Below are 17,194 nucleotides of genomic sequence, written 5' to 3' on the forward strand. Positions count from 1 at the left end.
AATGCCTCTGCGGCGCGCCGAGCAATTCGACAGCTGGCTGTTAGTGGCAGCCACGACCGTGTTCGTGCTCACCGCGGAACGGTATTTCCAGGATTCTGGCCTGATCCGGCCGGGACCTCCGCAAGACCACCGCAACGGCGAGGCGAATTCGCCGGAAACGAGCCCGACGGGCGCAGCCTCGCAGCCCGGCCGCGGCCGCCGTGCGAAAAGCCCGTTCGCGATCCCGTGGGCAGGCTGGAAGGACATCCTCTGGCGCACCTATCAGCGCATCGACGAGGATCGCCTGCTCGCGACCGCCGGCGGCGTCGTCTTTTTCGGGCTGCTCGCGATCTTTCCCGCCATCACAGCTCTGGTTTCATTCTATGGCCTGTTCGCCGATCCCTCGACGATCAGTTCCAACCTGCATTCGCTCGCGATGATGCTGCCCGAGGGCGCGTTCCAGATCGTCGAGGACCAGGTGGCGCGCGTCGTGTCGAACGGCGGCGCCACCCTTGGTGTCACTTTCCTGTTTGGACTCGTGCTCGCGATCTGGAGCGCCAATGCCGGCGTCAAAGCCATCTTCGACGCCCTCAACGTCGCCTATGAGGAGCGTGAAAAGCGCAGCTTCATCCGGCTGAACACGGTTTCGCTGGCCTTCACGGTCGGTGGCATCGTTGCCCTGCTGCTGATGGTGGGCACCGTCGTCGCCTTCCCGCTTGCGCTCAACCACCTCGGCATGGCGCCCGAAAGCAAGCTGATCGTGGCGCTGGCGCGATGGCCGGTGCTGTTCGTCATTCTCCTTGCGGCGCTCGCCATCCTCTACCGCTTCGCGCCCAGCCGCGACGCCCCGCGCTGGCAATGGCTGAGCCCTGGAGCGGTAACGGCGGCGATCCTCTGGATCGCCGGCTCGGCGCTGCTGTCCTGGTATCTCTCGGAATTCGCCAATTACAATGCGACCTACGGCTCGCTCGGCGCTGCGATCGGCTTGATGATGTGGATGTGGATGTCGGCCATCGTCATCATGTTCGGGGCCGAACTGAATTCGGAGATCGAACGGCAGACCCTGCGCGACACGACCGCCGGGGCGCCCAAGCCGCTTGGCACCCGCGAGGCGGTCTCAGCCGACACGGTCGGCGCTGCGGCGCCATCCTGACTCCGAGATCGGGCCGCTATCCCCTCGAATCAACAATGATGTTAAGCTCATGCCGCTTGGGGGAGCATGCGGCGTGACGGGATCGAGACGCCACCCGTGTTTTCCCGGTCAGGCAGTCAGCTCTTGAGGCGTAGCGCGCGGCATGATTCGTATTTCGACGATCTTCATCGCCATCTGCATGGTTCTGGTCGCCGCCTCGCTTGGGCTCGTGCTCTACGCGGTCGCCGGCATCAGCGGAACCGAATCCGCGATCGTGGCGCTGACGGCGCTGACCTTCCTGATCCTCTACAATGCAGTGTCGATGCGACTGCGCGACCGCAGCGACGTCGGTGGCCAGATCGCCGATCTTTCGCGCGGCACCGCCGACCTCGCCCGCCAGGTCGCCGAGTTCGGCCGCCGGCTCGCCACGATCGAAGCACGCATCGCCTCTTCCAATTCGGCCAACTCCGACCGCATCCAGTCGGTGGTCGGCGAGATCAACGAGCTCGGCGGACTGGTCAGGCAACTCGCCACCACCGTGTCGGCCCACGAGGATCTGATAGCCGGCAACGCGCCGGTGCCGGCCCCCGCGCCGGTCGCAAGGCAGGAGCCGGAGGCGCCGCTCGACCTAATGGCCACGCTTGAGGAGGAGCGGCCGGCTGCTCTTCCCCCGCTTCCCGCGCCGCCGCCGTTGCGGCCGGCAGCACCGGCGATCCAGACCCAGACCGTCAATCCGGTTCAGACCTCCAACGGCCGCAACCAGACCCAATTGCTGGCGACGCTCCGCAACGCGATCGACGAGAACCGCATCGACATCTTTCTCCAGCCGATGGTGTCGCTACCGCAGCGCAAGGTCCGCTTCTACGAGGCGGTGACGCGCCTGCGCGACGAGCGTGACCAGCTGGTCGCGGCGGAGGAGTTCATCAGCATCGCGGAGGCCTCCGGCCTGATCGGGCGCATCGACAACATGGTGATGCTGCGCTGCGTCCAGGTGCTGCGGCGCCTGATGGTACGCAACAAGGAGGTCGGCGTGTTCTGCAACGTCGCGGCTTCCACGCTCGGCAATTCCACGACCTTCGCGCAATACCTCGATTTCCTCGAAGCCAACCGGGCGCTGGCGCCGTCGCTGGTGCTGGAATTCAAGCAATCGACCTTCCGCAATCTCGGTCCGGCCGAGACCGAAAATCTCGCCGCGCTCGCCCAGCGCGGCTTCCGTTTCTCGATCGACCATGTCACCGATTTGCGCATCGAACCGCGCGAGCTCGCCGATCGCGGCGTGCGCTTCATCAAGGTGCCGGCTTCGCTGCTGCTCGACCCCAGGCAGGCTTCGGCCTCGGACATCCACCCTTCCGACCTTTCCGACCTGCTCGGCCGCTTCGGCATTGACCTGATCGCCGAGCGGATCGAGGGCGAGCGCGCCGTGATCGACCTGCTCGATTATGACGTGCGGTTCGGCCAGGGGTTCCTGTTCGCGCCGCCCCGGCCATTGCGGCCGGAGGGGCCATCTGCTACCGCCGCGCCGAACCAGGCACAGGACACTCAGGGATCCAATGGCTCCGGCACACCCAGCTCAAGCGCAACGTCGGCTGCGTCTGCGCCACAGCGCGTCACCGGCAACGCCGCGCTCGCGCGCCGCATCTGATCGGCCGCACGTATCATGACCACGCTGCATTTCGCTGAAAGCCTGCGTGAACTCGTGGCGGGCGTGGATGTCGTGCTCAGCGATATCTGGGGCGTGGTCCATAACGGCCTCGAATCCTTCCCCGAAGCCTGCGAGGCGCTGCATACCTATCGCAGCCGCGGCGGTACGGTCATCCTGATCACCAACGCGCCGCGCCCGGCCGACTCCGTGCAGCGGCAATTGCGCAAGCTTGGCGTGGCCGACGAGACCTATGATGCGATCGTGTCTTCAGGCGACCTGACGCGGCTCTATGTCGCCGACCATCCCGGCCGCAAGATGTTCTGGCTCGGCCCGGAGCGCGACAACTCGATCTACCGCGGCCTCGATGCGGTAATCGCGCCGCTGGAGGAGGCGGATTACATCGTCTGCACCGGTCTCTACGACGACGAGACCGAGACGGCAGAAGACTATCGCGGCATGATGCTCAAGGCGCGCGAGCGCAAGCTGACGCTGGTCTGCGCCAACCCCGACATCGTGGTGGAAAAGGGCGACCGCCTGATCTATTGCGCCGGTGCGATCGCGGAGCTCTATCGCGAGCTCGGCGGCGAGGTGATCTTCTACGGCAAGCCGCACCGGCCGATTTACGAGCGCGCGATGGCGCTCGCCGGCGAACGCCAGGGCCACCAGATCGACCGCAAAAAGGTGCTCGCGATCGGCGATTCCGTCCGGACCGACCTCACCGGCGCGCGCGAGTTCGGCATCGATTGCCTGTTCGTGACCCGCGGCATCCATGCCGAGGAGTTCGAGGGTCTCGACCAGCTCGACCCGGCTTCGGTGCTGGAATTGTTCGGCCATCCGCCGAAGGCGCTGATGCGTGAACTGAAGTGGTAGCGAGTTGATCGTCATTCCCGCTTGATATGGGGCATCGATTCCGGAACGACGAACCCGACGCAGAAAGCCCGGGACAATCGCCCGGGCCTTCCGAATTCAACCGATGGCTTCGATCGCGCCTTACGCGCTTGCCATGTCCGGGAAGACCGCCTCGATCTTGGTCTTCAGCGTCGCCGCGTTGAACGGCTTGACGATGTAGTTGTTCACGCCGGCCTTCTTGGCCGCGATCACGTTCTCGGTCTTTGATTCGGCCGTGATCATGATGAAGGGCGTGGTGGCGAGGTTCGGATCTGCGCGCACTTCGCGCAGCAGGTCGTAACCCGTCATCGGCTCCATGTTCCAGTCGGAAATCACGAGCCCGTACTTCTTGCCGCGCATCTTGTTCAGCGCTGCCGAACCGTCGCTTGCATCATCGATATTCTCGAAGCCAAGCTGCTTCAGGAGGTTCCTGATGATACGGATCATGGTGCTGTAGTCGTCAACCACCAGAACCGACATCGACAAATCAACCGCCATCTCGACTCCCCCAACGCAAACCCAGGAAATATTTACGATCGGACCTGCCGGGCCGGAGCCCCGCGGTTCCACGCCCAAGGACTAGCACCAAGGCGTTAAACAGCGCGTTAACTGGGAACGCCCCCGGTGGACTGAAATCGCTTTCGATGCGGCTGCCCCTCCCGCTTGACTTCATCCGGCCCGTCGCGCCACGGTCCCGGCCGGTCCCGCCGGTTTGAGAATTCCCCTGATGGCTCCGCATTTTACCGTTATCCGCGACACCACGCCGGACTCTGCCATTGCAAGGGGTGCCGTGGTCGCGATGGGCAATTTCGACGGCGTTCATCTCGGCCATCGCGCCGTGATCGCCGCAGCCATGGAAATGGGCAGGATCCATGGCCGCCCGGCGCTGGCATTGACCTTCGAGCCGCATCCGCGCCGGTTTTTCAGCCCCAACACCCCGCAATTCCGCCTGACCGACGAGCGGGCCAAGCTGCGGCTTCTGGCCGGCACCGGACTTGACGGCGCCGTGGTCATGACCTTCGACAAGTCCCGCGCCGGGACCAGCGCGCAAGACTTCATTCACCATGACCTGATCGGGCGCCTGGGCATCGGCGGGATCGCCGTCGGCTACGACTTCCACTTCGGCAAGGGTCGGGTCGGCTCGCCGAGCCTCCTCGTCAACGAGGCGCCCCGGCTCGGCATCGAGGTCGACGTGCAGCCGCATGTCGATATCGACGAGCGGCCGGTCTCGTCCAGCGCGATCCGGATCGCGCTCGCCGAAGGCCAACTCGACGAGGCCACGGCCATGCTCGGCGCGCCCTGGTTCATCACCGGCGAGGTCATCCACGGCGAGAAGCGCGGCCGCGACCTCGGTTATCCCACCGCCAACATCCGTCTCGATGCCAATTGCGGCCTCAAGCACGGCATCTATGCGGTGCGGGTCGGCCGCGGCGCGGAGCGGCTGGACGGGGTGGCAAGCTTCGGTCGCCGCCCGACGTTTGATAATGGCACGCCGCTGCTGGAAATCTTCCTGTTCGACTTCAAGGGCGATCTTTACGGACAGACACTCGACTGCGCCTTTATCGGCTTCATCCGCGAGGAGCTGAAATTCGACGGCCTAGAGGCCCTGATCCGCCAGATGGACGACGATTCCGCCCGCGCCCGCGCCATGCTCGCCGCCGCCCCGGACGCGTTTCCGAGGCTTGGCGTCATCGATTGAGGTCGGAAACCGGCCCGCCGAACCTTTTGCGCTTCCCCCGCCCCCCTGCTATGGAGAGCCCATGTTTGCGCGGCGCATCATAGGGATTAGCGGCCCGGCTTCCGCCTGAGCTTTCGGCTCGGCGCAAGACCGGGATGTTGTCGTTTCACCCGCGATTCCGCATCGCCATCCGTTCCCGCGCCCTTCCGAGCCAGTCAGCCTCATGTCCGACAAGCCACAAAAGTCCCAAAAATCCGAAGCCAAAGACTATTCGAAAACCCTGTTCCTGCCGCAGACCGAATTCCCGATGCGCGCCGGCCTGCCGCAGCGCGAGCCGGAGCTGCTGAAATACTGGAACGACATCGGCCTTTACGACAGACTGCGCCAGGAAGCCCAGGGCCGCGCCAAATTCGTGCTGCATGACGGCCCGCCCTACGCCAATGGCAACATCCATATCGGGCACGCGCTGAACAAGATCCTCAAGGACGTCGTGACCAAGAGCCAGCAGATGCTCGGCTTCGACTCCAACTACGTGCCCGGCTGGGACTGCCACGGCCTGCCGATCGAATGGAAGATCGAGGAAGAGAACTACCGCTCCAAGGGCAAGCAGAAGCCCGACTTCCGCGACTCCGCCGCGATGGTGGCGTTCCGGAAAGAGTGTCGCGCCTATGCGACACACTGGATCAACGTGCAGCGCGAGGAATTCAAGCGCCTCGGCATCATCGGCGACTGGGATCATCCCTATCAGACGATGAGCTATCCCGCGGAGGCGCAGATCGCCCGCGAGCTGATGAAGTTCGCCGCCAACGGCACGCTGTATCGCGGCTCCAAGCCGGTGATGTGGAGCGTGGTCGAGAAGACCGCGCTCGCCGAGGCCGAGGTCGAGTACGAGGACTACACCTCCGACATGGTGTGGGTGAAGTTTCCCGTCACGTCCCCGGCACATGGTGCGCTCGCCAATGCTTCGGTCGTGATCTGGACGACCACGCCCTGGACACTGCCCGGCAACCGCGCGATCTCGTTCTCGCCGAAGATCGCCTACGGCCTCTACAAGGTCACGGATGCCGCAGCGGACAATTGGGCGAAGACCGGCGATCTCGTGATCCTGGCTGATGCGCTTGCCGCAGAGGTGTTCAAGCAGGCGCGCGTCACGGCCTATGAGAAGGTGCGCGACATTCCCGGCGACACGCTGGACGCCGTGGAGTGTGCCCATCCCTTGCGCGGCCTCGATGGCGGTTACGAGTTTATCGTGCCGCTGCTCGCCGGCGAGCATGTCACCGACGATACCGGCACCGGCTTCGTGCACACCGCGCCGAGCCACGGCCGCGAGGATTTCGACGTCTGGATGGCCAATACCCGCGAGCTCGATGAGCGCGGCATCTCGACCGCGATCCCCTACACTGTCGACGAGAACGGCGCCTATACCGCGCAGGCCCCCGGCTTCACCGGCAAGCGCGTGCTCAACGACAAGGGCGAGAAGGGCGATGCCAACGAGGCCGTGATCAAGGCGTTGATCGAGGCCGGCAAGCTGCTCGCGCGCGGCCGCCTCAAGCACCAATATCCGCATTCATGGCGCTCGAAGAAGCCGGTGATCTTCCGCAATACGCCGCAATGGTTCATCGCGATGGACAAGGATGTCAGCGAGAATGGCCACGCCAGGAAGGGCGATACGCTGCGGGCCCGCGCGCTGCAGGCGATCTCGGTCACGCAATGGGTGCCGCCGTCGGGTGAGAACCGCATCAACGGCATGATCGCCAATCGTCCGGACTGGGTGATCTCGCGCCAGCGCGCCTGGGGCGTTCCGATCGCCGTGTTCGTGCGCGAGAAGAGCGACGGCTCGGCCGAGATCCTGCAGGACGAGATCGTCAATCAGCGCATCGCCGAGGCCTTCATGGAGGAAGGCGCCGACGCCTGGTACATGGACGGCGCCCGCGAGCGCTTCCTCGGACCGCGCGCGAAGGAAGACTGGAAGAAGATCGACGACATCTGCGACGTCTGGTTCGATTCCGGCTCCACACATGCTTTCGTGCTCGAGGATCGCCAGAACTTCCCGCAGCTCGGCAACATCGTCCGCAAGGTCGATGGCGGCGACGACACCGTGATGTACCTGGAAGGCAGCGACCAGCATCGCGGCTGGTTTCATTCCTCGTTGCTGGAAAGCGCCGGCACGCGCGGCCGCGCGCCATATGACATCGTGCTCACCCACGGCTTCACGCTCGACGAGAACGGCCGCAAGATGTCGAAGTCGATCGGCAACACCGTTGAGCCTCAGAAGGTGATCAAGGATTCGGGCGCGGATATCCTGCGTCTGTGGGTCTGCGCCACCGACTATGCCGACGACCAACGCATCGGCCCGGAGATCCTGAAGAACACCATCGAGACCTATCGCAAACTGCGCAACACTGTGCGCTGGATGCTGGGAACGCTGGATCACTACAAGCCGGCCGACGCAGTCGCGCCCGCCGACATGCCTGAGCTCGAACGGCTGATGCTGCACGAGCTCGCGGTCCGTGCTGCCGCCGTCCGCAAGGCCTATCAGGAGTTCGACTACAAGACCGTGGTCGCAACCTTGTCCGCCTTCCTGAACAGTGAGCTCTCCGCGTTCTATTTCGACATCCGCAAGGACACGCTGTATTGCGATCCGCCGTCCTCGCCGACGCGCAAGGCGGCGCTGACCACGATCGACCTGTTGTGCAGCTCGATCCTGAAGTGGCTGGCGCCGATCCTCAGCTTCACCGCGGAGGAGGCCTGGCGCATGTACAGGCCTGACGCCGAGCCCTCGGTGCACCTGACGCAGTTTCCCGACGACCTCGAAGGCTTGCGCGACGACAAGCTCGCCGCGAAGTGGGAAGCGATCCGCAACGTCCGCCGTGTCGTCACTGGGGCGCTTGAGCTCGAACGCGCCGCCAAGAACATCGGCTCGTCGCTGGAGGCCTCGCCGGTGATCTATGTCGCCGACCGCGACATGCTGGCGACGCTCTTCGACACCGACCTCGCCGAGATCTGCATCACCTCGAACTACGAGGTGCGCGAGGGCGAGGCGCCAGCGTCTGCGTTCCGACTCGATACCGTGCCCGGCGTCGCCGTCGTGGTGGAGAAGGCTGTCGGCACCAAATGCGCCCGTTCCTGGAAGATTTCGCCGACGGTGGGTGAAGACCCCGAATACCCCGACGTCACCCCGCGAGATGCCCAGGCGCTACGCGAATGGAAGGCGCTGGGGGTCAGCATTTAGGTCTCACCGTCGTCCTGGCGAAAGCCAGGACCCATTTCCACCGTCGCCAATTGCGCCGAAGGCTGATGACCACAAGTCTTTCAAACAACGACCGCCTCGGCGTATGGATCCTGGCTTTCGCCAGGACGACGACGGAGCGTGTTGTGGCCGACTGCCCATGACCCCGCTCCGCGCCGGCATCCTCGCGGCCCTGGTCACGCTCGTGGCCGACCAGGCCTCAAAGCTCTGGCTGCTGAACGTGTTCGACCTTGCCCGTCGCGGCGCGGTCGAGGTGACCCCGTTCTTCGACCTGGTGCTGGCCTGGAACATCGGCATCAGCTTCGGCTGGCTCCAGAACGACGGTCAGGCTGCGCAAATGGCGCTGATGGCCGTGAAGGTCCTCGCGGTGGTTGCGCTGGCGATCTGGATGGCCCGCTCCCACACCCTGCTGGCAACCATCGCGCTCGGCCTGATTATTGGCGGCGCCATCGGCAACGGCATCGACCGCCTCGCCTATGGCGCGGTGGTCGATTTCGCCCTGTTTCACATCAATATTGGCGGAAATACCTATAATTGGTATGTGTTCAACCTTGCGGACGTGGCCATCGTTGCTGGCGTGGCGGCGCTATTGTATGATTCCTTCCTGGGGGTACCCGCCGCAAAAGCGCCCTGATCCCGGCCGATACGGACCGGCAGGCGGAACCTTGCTTTTGCGAGGGATTATGCCGCGCGAGAGCGGCAAACTGCCACATTTTGGAACAGGTACAGTGATGCGCAGCTCGAAGACCAGCGGTTCGATGGTTGAAGACCCCCGGCAGGGGTTCTGGCGGGCGTTGAAATTGTCCGCTGTCGCGCTCGGCATCGGTCTCGTCATGTCGGCTGGCGCCGCCCGCGCCGGTGACGACGGCGAGGACGACGACGACATGACCTTCGAAGAGAAGCTCATCGACAATCTGATGTCGGGCATCGGCGCCAAGAGCATGGAGAAGAAGGGTATCGAATACCGCGAGCGGTCGCCGCTGGTGGTGCCGCCCAAGCTCGACCTGCCGCCGCCCGCCGGCGTTGAAGCCAAGAACGCGCCGAACTGGCCGAAGGACCCTGACGAGAGACGCCGCAAGGAGGCCATCGCGCAGCGGAAGAAGGCCGTCAAGGCCACCGAGAGCTGGCAGGCAGGCCGGGCGTTGTCGCCCGCCGAGATGGAGGTCGGCAGGACAGCCGCACCCGAGCGCACCAGCAATGATCCTATTCAGCCGGGCACCAACGGCAATCCGTCGCTCAGCCCCGCCCAGCTCGGTTTCACCGGCGGTCTGTGGGGCATGATGTCGAACAACAAAGGCGAGGCCAAGCAATTCACGACCGAGCCGCCGCGCCAGTCGCTGGTCGAGCCGCCGCCGGGCTACCAGACGCCGTCGCCGAGCTACGCCTATGGCGCCGGCGAGGACAAGACACGGCGGACCTATTTCGACATCATGTCCGGCAAGGACAAGGAACAATAACCTCCTGCCCGTTTGCGACATCCCGACAGACGTGGTCCCGCGCCGGCGGCTCGTGCGCGCCGGACGCGGTCCTTAATTGCTTATCAGTAACTTGCGCCCGAGTTGAGTTCTCTGCTTCGTGACGCGAAGCGTTTGCCGCACGGTGTACCATGCCGGGCCTCCGAGCCGGACATCCGGGCTCGGCCTTTCATAAGGATCATAATGTCCTCTTACCGATCGGCTGCCCGCCTCCTTGCCGCGCTGCTTTCGACGAGTGTCCTCACGGCCGGCGCATCCCTTGCGCAGACCACGGTGACATCGGCTCCGCCCGCCAGCTTCACGCTCGGAAACGGCATGCAGGTCGTGGTGATTCCCGACCACCGCACGCCCGTCGTCACGGAAATGATCTGGTACAAGGTCGGCTCGGCGGACGAGACGCCGGGCAAGTCCGGGCTCGCGCACTTCCTCGAGCACCTGATGTTCAAGGGCACATCGAAGCATCCGGTCGGCGAATTCTCCCAGACCGTGCTCCGCGTCGGCGGCAACGAGAACGCCTCGACTTCGGTCGACTACACCAACTACTACCAGCGCGTGCCGCGCGAGCAGTTGCCGACCATGATGGAGTTCGAGGCCGACCGTATGACCGGCCTGATCCTCAAGGACGAGAACGTGTTGCCCGAGCGCGACGTCGTGCTCGAAGAATACAACATGCGCGTCGCCAACAATCCAGACGCACGGCTGAACGAACAGATCATGGCCGCGCTTTATCTCAACCATCCCTACGGCCGACCGGTGATCGGCTGGCACCAGGAGATCGAGAAGCTCGATCGCGAGGATGCGCTCGCCTTCTACCGCCGCTTCTACGCGCCGAACAACGCGATCTTGGTGATCGCCGGCGACGTCGAGCCCGCCGACATCCGCCCGCTGGTCGAGCGTAATTTCGGCTCCATCCCGGCTCAACCCGCGATCCCGGCACGCCGCGTCCGCCCGCAGGAGCCGGAGCCCGCGGCGCCGCGCACCGTGACCCTGGCCGATCCGCGCGTCGAGCAACCCGGCCTGCGACGCTATTACCTGGTGCCCTCGGCGACCACGGCCGCGGCCGGCGAAAGCGCGGCCCTCGACGTGCTGGCGCAACTGATGGGCAGCGGCAGCAATTCCTATCTCTACCGCGCGCTCGTGGTCGACAAGCCGCTCGCGGTCTCCGCCAGTGCCAGCTATTCGAGCATCTCGCTCGACCCGACCCAGTTCGCGATCTCGGCTTCGCCCAAATCCGGCGTCAGCTTCGCCGAGGTCGAGCAGGTGGTCGACGGCGTCATCGCCGACATCGCGCAGAACCCGATCCGCGCCGAGGATCTCGAGCGGGTCAAGACCCAGCTCATCGCCGAGGCGATCTACGCCCAGGACAACCAGGCGGTGCTGGCGCGCTGGTATGGCGGCGCATTGACCACAGGCCTGTCGATCGAGGACATCCGGAGCTGGCCAGATCGCATCCGCGCCGTTACCGCCGAGCAGGTCCGCACCGTCGCGCAGAAATGGCTCGAGAAGAAGCGCTCGGTGACGGGCTATCTGATCAAGGACACCGGCGCCGCCAAGCGCGAGGAGAAGCGTTCGTGACCTATCCCTTCCTTCGACGTGTCTCATTCTCCCTCGTCACCGGCGCGGCACTCGCGCTTGCTACCGTCTCGCCGTCGCAGGCGGCGGCAAAGATCCAGCATTTGACCTCGCCGGGCGGCATCGAGGCCTGGTTCGTGCAGGATGCGACCGTGCCGTTGATCGCCATGGAATACTCCTTTGCCGGCGGCTCGGCACAGGATCCCAAGGACAAGTCGGGCGTCGCCAATCTGGTCGGCGATCTCCTCGACGAAGGCTCCGGCGATCTCGATTCCAAGACTTTCCATGAGCGGCTCGACCGCCGCGCCATCGAGCTCTCCTTCAGCGCCACCCGCGACACCTTCCGCGGCAGCCTGCGCATGCTGCGCGACAACAAGGACGAAGCCTTCGACCTGCTGCGAAGCGCGCTGACCTCGCCGCATTTCGAAACCGCCGATGTCGAGCGCATCCGTTCGCAGGTGATCTCGGGCCTGCGCCGCGAGACCACCAACCCGACCTCGCTGGCGAGCCGCAAATTCCTGGAGGTCGCCTTCGGCGATCATCCCTACGGTAGGCAGTCCAACGGCAACCTCGACAGCGTTCCGACCATCACGGTCGCCGACATGAAGGATTATGTCGGCCGCGTGCTCGCCAAGGACACGCTGAAGATTGCAGTGGTTGGCGACGTGGATGCCGATACGCTCGGCAAGCTGCTCGACCACACGTTTGGCAGCCTGCCCGCCAAGGCCAATCTCGTGCCGGTCCCCGACGTCGAGGCCGCCAAGCCGCCGCAACGCGCTTTCGTGACGCTCGACGTGCCCCAGACCGTGATCACCTTCGGCGGCCCCGGAGTGAAGCGCAGCGATCCGAACTTCATGGCGGCCTATGTTGTCAACCACATCCTCGGCGGCGGCGGGTTGTCCTCGCGGCTCTATCGCGAGGTGCGCGAGAAGCGCGGACTGGCCTATTCGGTGTTCGAATCGCTGCTCTGGATGGAGCATTCGGCGGTCTTCATCGGCAATACCGGCACCCGCGCCGACCGTGCCGGTGACACCATCGACGCCATCGATAAGGAAGTGCGCCGGATCGCCGAGGAAGGCCCGACGCAGAAGGAGCTCGACGAGGCCAAGTCCTACCTCAAGGGCTCGCAGATGCTGGCGCTCGACACCTCCTCGAAGCTCGCGCAGGCGCTGCTGCAATATCAGCAGGACAAGCTGCCGATCGACTATATCGAGAAGCGCAACGCCGTCGTGGATGCGGTCACCATGGACGACGCCAAGGCGGCCGCAAAGCGCCTCTGGGGCCAGGGCCTGCTGACCGTCGTCGTCGGCCGCGCTCCGCAGGCCGCGGCGCAACCCGCAGCCGCACCGGCGACGAAGTCGAACTGACGTCTTCCATACGCTTCCTGAAATGGCCGGGCTCGCCCGGCCATTTGCATTTCGGGGCGCCATTGCCGAACTTGGGCGTCCGGGATATGTCCGGGCATCACGAATGGTGCCACCATGCTGCGGATATCCCGCGATCTCGTCATCGACGAGGACGACATCGAGATCGGCTTCGTCCGCGCCTCCGGCCCGGGCGGGCAGAACGTCAACAAGGTGGCGACCTCGGCGCAATTGCGCTTCGACACCCGCAAGCTGACGCTTCCGGAGGATGCCGCGCTGCGCCTCGCCCGGCTCGCAGGGCAGCGCATGACCAAGGAAGGCGTCATCGTGATCCAGGCCCAACGCTTCCGCACCCAGGAGCGCAACCGCCAGGACGCCATCGACCGCCTTACGGAGATGCTCGGAGAAGCCATGATCCGGCCGAAGCCCCGGCGCGCGACAAAGCCGACCTTTGGCTCCAAGCAGCGCCGGCTCGAGGGCAAGAAACACCGCAGCGACATCAAGTCGAAGCGCGGGCGCGGTTTCGACGACTAGCAGAGACTGCAAAAGAACTCCGGCCGCAGGGCGACCGGAGTTCTGCCGTCTCACTCCATTGGCTAGTAGCGCTTGCCCGTGGCTGCACCGCCCGGCGCGGAATCGTCGGCGGTCCCTTTGTGTGCAGCACTGCCCGTGGTGCCAACCGTGCCCCTGGTGCCCTTCGTCGGCTTCATGCCCGTCGTCTCGCCCGCCGTGCCCGGCTGGGCATTCATCTCCTCGTCGCCGCTGCCCATCGTGCTACCTTGCATGGGTTTGCTTTGCACGGTGCCGCTAGGCTTGGCGCCAGACGACGTACCTTGCGCGAGAACAGGTGTCACAATGAGGGCCGAGACGGCGCATGCGATTGCGGAGGTCTTCACCAACTTCATCCATTTCTCCTGGATTTTCGCGATGATCGGTTCGGCGGCTTGATGCGCCGTCCGCCTGAGCCGAACCAATCCATCGCGTTACGAGCTCGAACGGCGCGACCGCAATGCAACCTGTCTCGTGTGGTGATCGTTTAGGGATTTGACGGCGGTTTCGCGGAATTGTCCTCCGCATATACGGCAGCGCGGAACAACGCACCCGCGTGCACCTCCGCACGCAGCGAAACAGCCCGCTACTACCACCGCATGTTTTGCCGCGCCTAGAGTTTGCGCACGCTGAATTGACGTGGACGGGCGGACTTTTGACGATGCGCGCGATCGTGCTGGGATTGTGCACCGCGATGGTGCTGGTGGTGCGGGTGGCCGAGGCGCAGATGCCCTTGCCGGCTGCAAAGCCGCCGGATGGCGCAACACTGTTCAAGCAGCAATGCGCGGTGTGCCACACCACGAACCTGTCAGAACCGGTGCGGCAGGGTCCGCCGCTGGTCGGGATCGTCGGGCGGCCCGCCGGCAAGCTCGAAGGCTTTCACTATTCAGAGCCCCTCGCAAAAGCAGCCTTCGCCTGGGACGAGACGAAGCTCGACGCATGGCTGACCAATCCGCAAGCCATGATTCCCGGCGTGGTCATGGTCTACCGGCAGGCGAAGCCGGAGACGCGCGCCGCCATCATCGCCTTTCTTAAGGAGCAGAACTGAATGGCAAAGCCGGTCCATTCCATGATCCGCGCACTCGACGAGGCGCGCTCACTCGACTTCTACAGACGGGCCTTTAGCCTGGAAGTCACCGAGCGTCTGAAGTTCGCAGACTTTGCCCTGATCTATCTGCGTCACCCCTCCTCACCCTTCGAGTTGGAGCTGACGGTCAATTTCGATCGCAAGGAGCCGTATGCGCTCGGCGACGGCTACGGACATCTCGCCGTGGTGGTCGAGGATCTCGATGCCGAACATGCCCGCTTCGAGCGCGAGAAGCTCGCACCGGGTCAGCTGCGCGACTTCAAGCACGACGGCAAAACGCTGGCGCGCTTCTTCTTCGTCAGCGATCCCGACGGCTACAAGATCGAGGTGATCCAGCGCGGCGGACGTTTCAACTGATCGAATCACAAGAATTCAAATCCCAAAAAAATCGAAGGAGGAATGCCATGAGAGAAGTCGATCGTCGAAGCAAGCACAGCCGCCGCGTCTTTCTCAAGGGCGCCGCGACCGCCGTGCCGGTCGCGGCAGTCGCGACCAGCATCGCCGTCAGCATCGAGGGCGCATGGGCTGACGAGACAAGCGCGCTTTCGCCCGCGACGATGAAGACGCTGCTGAAGGTAGCACGCGATATCTATCCGCACGACGTCCTCGGCGACAGCTATTACATCACCGCGATCAAGCCGTGGGACGGCAAGGCGGCGAAGGATCCCGCCGTCAAGTCGCTGATCAGCGACGGCATCACACGGCTCGATCAGAATGCGCGTGATCGCCACAAGGTGGCTTACGCTGAAGTGCCCTGGGAAGCCGATCGCGTGGTGCTGTTGAAGGAGATCGAGCAGAGCGACTTCTTCCAGAAGGTGCGCGGCGACCTCATCGTCTCTCTCTACAACCAGAAGGAGGTCTGGCCGCGGTTCGGCTACGAGGGCTCCTCCGCCGAGCACGGCGGCTACATCAACCGCGGCTTCGCAGACATCGACTGGCTGCCGAAGGCTTAAGGCCCACCCAACGGTTCAGGAGAACGCATATGGCAAAATTCGATCTGAACGACTCCGGCGTTGTGGTGATCGTCGGCTCCGGTGCCGGCGGCGGCACGCTGGGCAACGAGCTTGCGCAGAAGGGCGTCAAGGTGGTCATCCTCGAAGCTGGCCCCCGCATCGAAAATCAGGACTTCGTCAACGACGAGTGGGAGAGCTTCTCTCAGCTCGCCTGGACCGATGCGCGCACCACATCCGGAACATGGCGCGTCGCAAAAGACTTCTCGGGTCTTCCCGCCTGGATCGTCAAGGCGGTCGGCGGCTCGACCACACATTGGGCCGGCGCATCGCTGCGGTTCGACGAGCACGAGTTCAAGGTGAAGAGCACCTACGGCAACCTTCCCGGCGCCAACCTGCTGGACTGGCCGGTCACGCTTGCCGAGATGGAGCCGTGGTATGCCAAGGCCGAGAACAAGATGGGCGTAACTCGCACCAATGGCATTCCCGGACTTCCCGGCAACAATAACTTCAAGGTGATGGAGGCCGGCGCGAAGAAGCTCGGATACAAAACCGTGCACACCGGCAACATGGCGATCAACAGCCAGCCACGCGACGGCCGCGGCGCCTGTCAGCAGATCGGCTTCTGCTTCCAGGGCTGCAAGTCCGGCGCGAAATGGTCGACGCTTTACACCGAGATACCCAAAGGCGAGGCGACCGGCAATCTCGAGGTCCGTCCCGCGAGCATGGCGGTCAAGATCGAGCATGACGCAGGCGGCAAGGTCACCGGCGTGGTGTACGCCGACGAGACGGGCGCGATGCAGCGCCAGAAGGCCCGCATCGTTGCGGTGGCCGGCAATTCGATCGAAAGCCCGCGGCTGCTGTTGAACAGCGCATCCACGATGTTTCCCGACGGCCTCGGCAACTCATCGGGCCAGGTCGGTCGCAACTACATGCGCCACATGACCGGCAGCGTCTACGCCGTCTTCGAGAAATCGGTGCACATGTATCGCGGCACCACCATGGCCGGCATCATCCGCGACGAGGCCGCAAATAATCCGAAGCGCGGCTTCGTCGGCGGCTACGAGATGGAGACACTGTCGATCGGCCTGCCCTTCATGGCGGCGTTCCTCAACCCCGGCGCCTGGGGACGTCCGTTCACCGCAGCGCTCGACGGTTATCCCAGGATGGCCGGCATGTGGCTGGTCGGCGAGGACATGGCGCAGGAGACCAACCGCATCACGCTCGATCCGACCGTGAAGGACAAGTTCGGCCAGCCGGTCGCAAGCGTGCACTTCGACGATCATCCCAACGATCTCGCGATGCGCGCGCACGCGTACAAGCAGGGCGCTGCGGTCTACGATGCCGTCGGAGCCACCGTGAGTTATCCGACACCGCCCTATCCCAGCACGCACAATCTCGGTACCAACCGGATGAGCGAGAAGCCCAGAGATGGCGTGGTCAACAAGTTCGGGCAAAGCCACGACGTCAAGAACCTGTTCGTCTCCGACGGCAGCCAATTCACCAGCGGCGCAGCCTGCAATCCGACGCTGACCATCGTTTCGCTGGCGATCCGGCAGGCGGATTACATTGCCGGCGCGATGCAGAAGAAAGAGATCTGACGCCCGACGTCCATCGGCTCGGAATGG

Annotated in this window: 16 protein-coding genes; 14 read left to right on the top strand and 2 right to left on the bottom strand. The window is 64.4% G+C overall.

What is annotated here, in order from left to right:
• Position 1: 1 nt before the first annotated feature.
• The 3 genes from IVB40_RS30360 (at position 2) to IVB40_RS30370 (ending at position 3,623) form a co-directional block, all read left to right on the top strand.
• Positions 2 to 1,132, top strand: coding sequence for a YihY/virulence factor BrkB family protein (locus tag IVB40_RS30360; protein WP_247284520.1), 1,131 nt, complete (start codon positions 2 to 4; stop codon positions 1,130 to 1,132).
• A 142-nt stretch (positions 1,133 to 1,274) separates the two neighbouring features.
• Positions 1,275 to 2,753, top strand: coding sequence for an EAL domain-containing protein (locus IVB40_RS30365; protein WP_247817190.1), 1,479 nt, complete (start codon positions 1,275 to 1,277; stop codon positions 2,751 to 2,753).
• Positions 2,754 to 2,768: 15 nt separating this feature from the next.
• On the top strand, positions 2,769 to 3,623 hold the full coding sequence (locus tag IVB40_RS30370; protein WP_027565397.1) for a TIGR01459 family HAD-type hydrolase: 855 nt from the start codon (positions 2,769 to 2,771) through the stop codon (positions 3,621 to 3,623).
• Between the two features lie 120 nt (positions 3,624 to 3,743).
• Here the strand turns inward: IVB40_RS30370 and IVB40_RS30375 are convergent, their stop codons facing one another.
• Positions 3,744 to 4,139 carry a response regulator gene (locus IVB40_RS30375; protein WP_007596883.1) on the bottom strand — a complete coding sequence of 132 codons (396 nt, stop codon included), beginning with the start codon at positions 4,137 to 4,139 and terminating at the stop codon, positions 3,744 to 3,746.
• A gap of 229 nt (positions 4,140 to 4,368) precedes the next feature.
• Between IVB40_RS30375 and IVB40_RS30380 the strand changes: the two genes are divergently transcribed.
• The 7 genes from IVB40_RS30380 (at position 4,369) to arfB (ending at position 13,514) form a co-directional block, all read left to right on the top strand.
• A complete protein-coding gene (locus IVB40_RS30380) occupies positions 4,369 to 5,340 on the top strand; it encodes a bifunctional riboflavin kinase/FAD synthetase (protein WP_247465777.1) in 972 nt (323 codons plus the stop codon).
• A gap of 202 nt (positions 5,341 to 5,542) precedes the next feature.
• Entirely contained in the window at positions 5,543 to 8,551 is a 3,009-nt protein-coding gene (gene ileS, locus IVB40_RS30385) for an isoleucine--tRNA ligase (RefSeq protein ID WP_247465775.1), read from the top strand.
• Positions 8,552 to 8,708: 157 nt separating this feature from the next.
• The gene (gene lspA, locus IVB40_RS30390; RefSeq protein ID WP_247320846.1) at positions 8,709 to 9,203 is read left to right on the top strand and encodes a signal peptidase II; all 495 of its coding nucleotides are present in this window, start codon (positions 8,709 to 8,711) and stop codon (positions 9,201 to 9,203) included.
• Between the two features lie 97 nt (positions 9,204 to 9,300).
• Complete coding sequence (locus tag IVB40_RS30395; protein WP_027565401.1) at positions 9,301 to 10,026, top strand: hypothetical protein; 726 nt, start codon at positions 9,301 to 9,303, stop codon at positions 10,024 to 10,026.
• Positions 10,027 to 10,227: 201 nt separating this feature from the next.
• Positions 10,228 to 11,619, top strand: coding sequence for a pitrilysin family protein (locus tag IVB40_RS30400; protein WP_247403920.1), 1,392 nt, complete (start codon positions 10,228 to 10,230; stop codon positions 11,617 to 11,619).
• Positions 11,616 to 12,983 (top strand): pitrilysin family protein, encoded by a 1,368-nt coding sequence (locus IVB40_RS30405; RefSeq protein ID WP_247817191.1) that lies wholly within the window; start codon positions 11,616 to 11,618, stop codon positions 12,981 to 12,983. Before IVB40_RS30400 ends, IVB40_RS30405 begins: the two co-directional genes overlap by 4 nt.
• Positions 12,984 to 13,097: 114 nt before the next feature.
• Positions 13,098 to 13,514 carry an alternative ribosome rescue aminoacyl-tRNA hydrolase ArfB gene (arfB, locus tag IVB40_RS30410; protein WP_247817192.1) on the top strand — a complete coding sequence of 139 codons (417 nt, stop codon included), beginning with the start codon at positions 13,098 to 13,100 and terminating at the stop codon, positions 13,512 to 13,514.
• A gap of 62 nt (positions 13,515 to 13,576) precedes the next feature.
• Here the strand turns inward: arfB and IVB40_RS30415 are convergent, their stop codons facing one another.
• Positions 13,577 to 13,885 carry a hypothetical protein gene (locus tag IVB40_RS30415; RefSeq protein WP_247284547.1) on the bottom strand — a complete coding sequence of 103 codons (309 nt, stop codon included), beginning with the start codon at positions 13,883 to 13,885 and terminating at the stop codon, positions 13,577 to 13,579.
• Between the two features lie 305 nt (positions 13,886 to 14,190).
• Here IVB40_RS30415 and IVB40_RS30420 point away from each other — a divergent pair, with 305 nt between their 5' ends.
• From IVB40_RS30420 to IVB40_RS30435, 4 genes are read left to right on the top strand one after another with little or no spacing between them, the layout of a single operon-like run.
• Complete coding sequence (locus IVB40_RS30420; protein WP_247817193.1) at positions 14,191 to 14,577, top strand: c-type cytochrome; 387 nt, start codon at positions 14,191 to 14,193, stop codon at positions 14,575 to 14,577.
• On the top strand, positions 14,578 to 14,973 hold the full coding sequence (locus IVB40_RS30425; protein ID WP_027565406.1) for a VOC family protein: 396 nt from the start codon (positions 14,578 to 14,580) through the stop codon (positions 14,971 to 14,973).
• A 47-nt stretch (positions 14,974 to 15,020) separates the two neighbouring features.
• Positions 15,021 to 15,569, top strand: coding sequence for a gluconate 2-dehydrogenase subunit 3 family protein (locus IVB40_RS30430; protein ID WP_247817194.1), 549 nt, complete (start codon positions 15,021 to 15,023; stop codon positions 15,567 to 15,569).
• Between the two features lie 29 nt (positions 15,570 to 15,598).
• Entirely contained in the window at positions 15,599 to 17,167 is a 1,569-nt protein-coding gene (locus IVB40_RS30435) for a GMC family oxidoreductase (protein ID WP_247817195.1), read from the top strand.
• The last annotated feature ends 27 nt before the right edge of the window (positions 17,168 to 17,194 follow it).

This window comes from Bradyrhizobium sp. 40, assembly GCF_023100925.1.
GTDB lineage: Bacteria > Pseudomonadota > Alphaproteobacteria > Rhizobiales > Xanthobacteraceae > Bradyrhizobium.

What these genes read in the sequence shown, in the direction of transcription:
- IVB40_RS30360 (WP_247284520.1), top strand. Translation starts at nt 2, where the DNA reads ATGCCTCTGCGGCGCGCCGAGCAATTCGACAGCTGGCTGTTAGTGGCA.
- IVB40_RS30375 (WP_007596883.1), bottom strand. Translation starts at nt 4,139, where the DNA reads ATGGCGGTTGATTTGTCGATGTCGGTTCTGGTGGTTGACGACTACAGC.
- IVB40_RS30365 (WP_247817190.1), top strand. Translation starts at nt 1,275, where the DNA reads ATGATTCGTATTTCGACGATCTTCATCGCCATCTGCATGGTTCTGGTC.
- IVB40_RS30420 (WP_247817193.1), top strand. Translation starts at nt 14,191, where the DNA reads ATGCGCGCGATCGTGCTGGGATTGTGCACCGCGATGGTGCTGGTGGTG.
- ileS (WP_247465775.1), top strand. Translation starts at nt 5,543, where the DNA reads ATGTCCGACAAGCCACAAAAGTCCCAAAAATCCGAAGCCAAAGACTAT.
- IVB40_RS30430 (WP_247817194.1), top strand. Translation starts at nt 15,021, where the DNA reads ATGAGAGAAGTCGATCGTCGAAGCAAGCACAGCCGCCGCGTCTTTCTC.
- IVB40_RS30400 (WP_247403920.1), top strand. Translation starts at nt 10,228, where the DNA reads ATGTCCTCTTACCGATCGGCTGCCCGCCTCCTTGCCGCGCTGCTTTCG.
- IVB40_RS30370 (WP_027565397.1), top strand. Translation starts at nt 2,769, where the DNA reads ATGACCACGCTGCATTTCGCTGAAAGCCTGCGTGAACTCGTGGCGGGC.
- IVB40_RS30435 (WP_247817195.1), top strand. Translation starts at nt 15,599, where the DNA reads ATGGCAAAATTCGATCTGAACGACTCCGGCGTTGTGGTGATCGTCGGC.
- IVB40_RS30380 (WP_247465777.1), top strand. Translation starts at nt 4,369, where the DNA reads ATGGCTCCGCATTTTACCGTTATCCGCGACACCACGCCGGACTCTGCC.
- IVB40_RS30415 (WP_247284547.1), bottom strand. Translation starts at nt 13,885, where the DNA reads ATGAAGTTGGTGAAGACCTCCGCAATCGCATGCGCCGTCTCGGCCCTC.
- IVB40_RS30425 (WP_027565406.1), top strand. Translation starts at nt 14,578, where the DNA reads ATGGCAAAGCCGGTCCATTCCATGATCCGCGCACTCGACGAGGCGCGC.
- IVB40_RS30395 (WP_027565401.1), top strand. Translation starts at nt 9,301, where the DNA reads ATGCGCAGCTCGAAGACCAGCGGTTCGATGGTTGAAGACCCCCGGCAG.
- arfB (WP_247817192.1), top strand. Translation starts at nt 13,098, where the DNA reads ATGCTGCGGATATCCCGCGATCTCGTCATCGACGAGGACGACATCGAG.
- lspA (WP_247320846.1), top strand. Translation starts at nt 8,709, where the DNA reads ATGACCCCGCTCCGCGCCGGCATCCTCGCGGCCCTGGTCACGCTCGTG.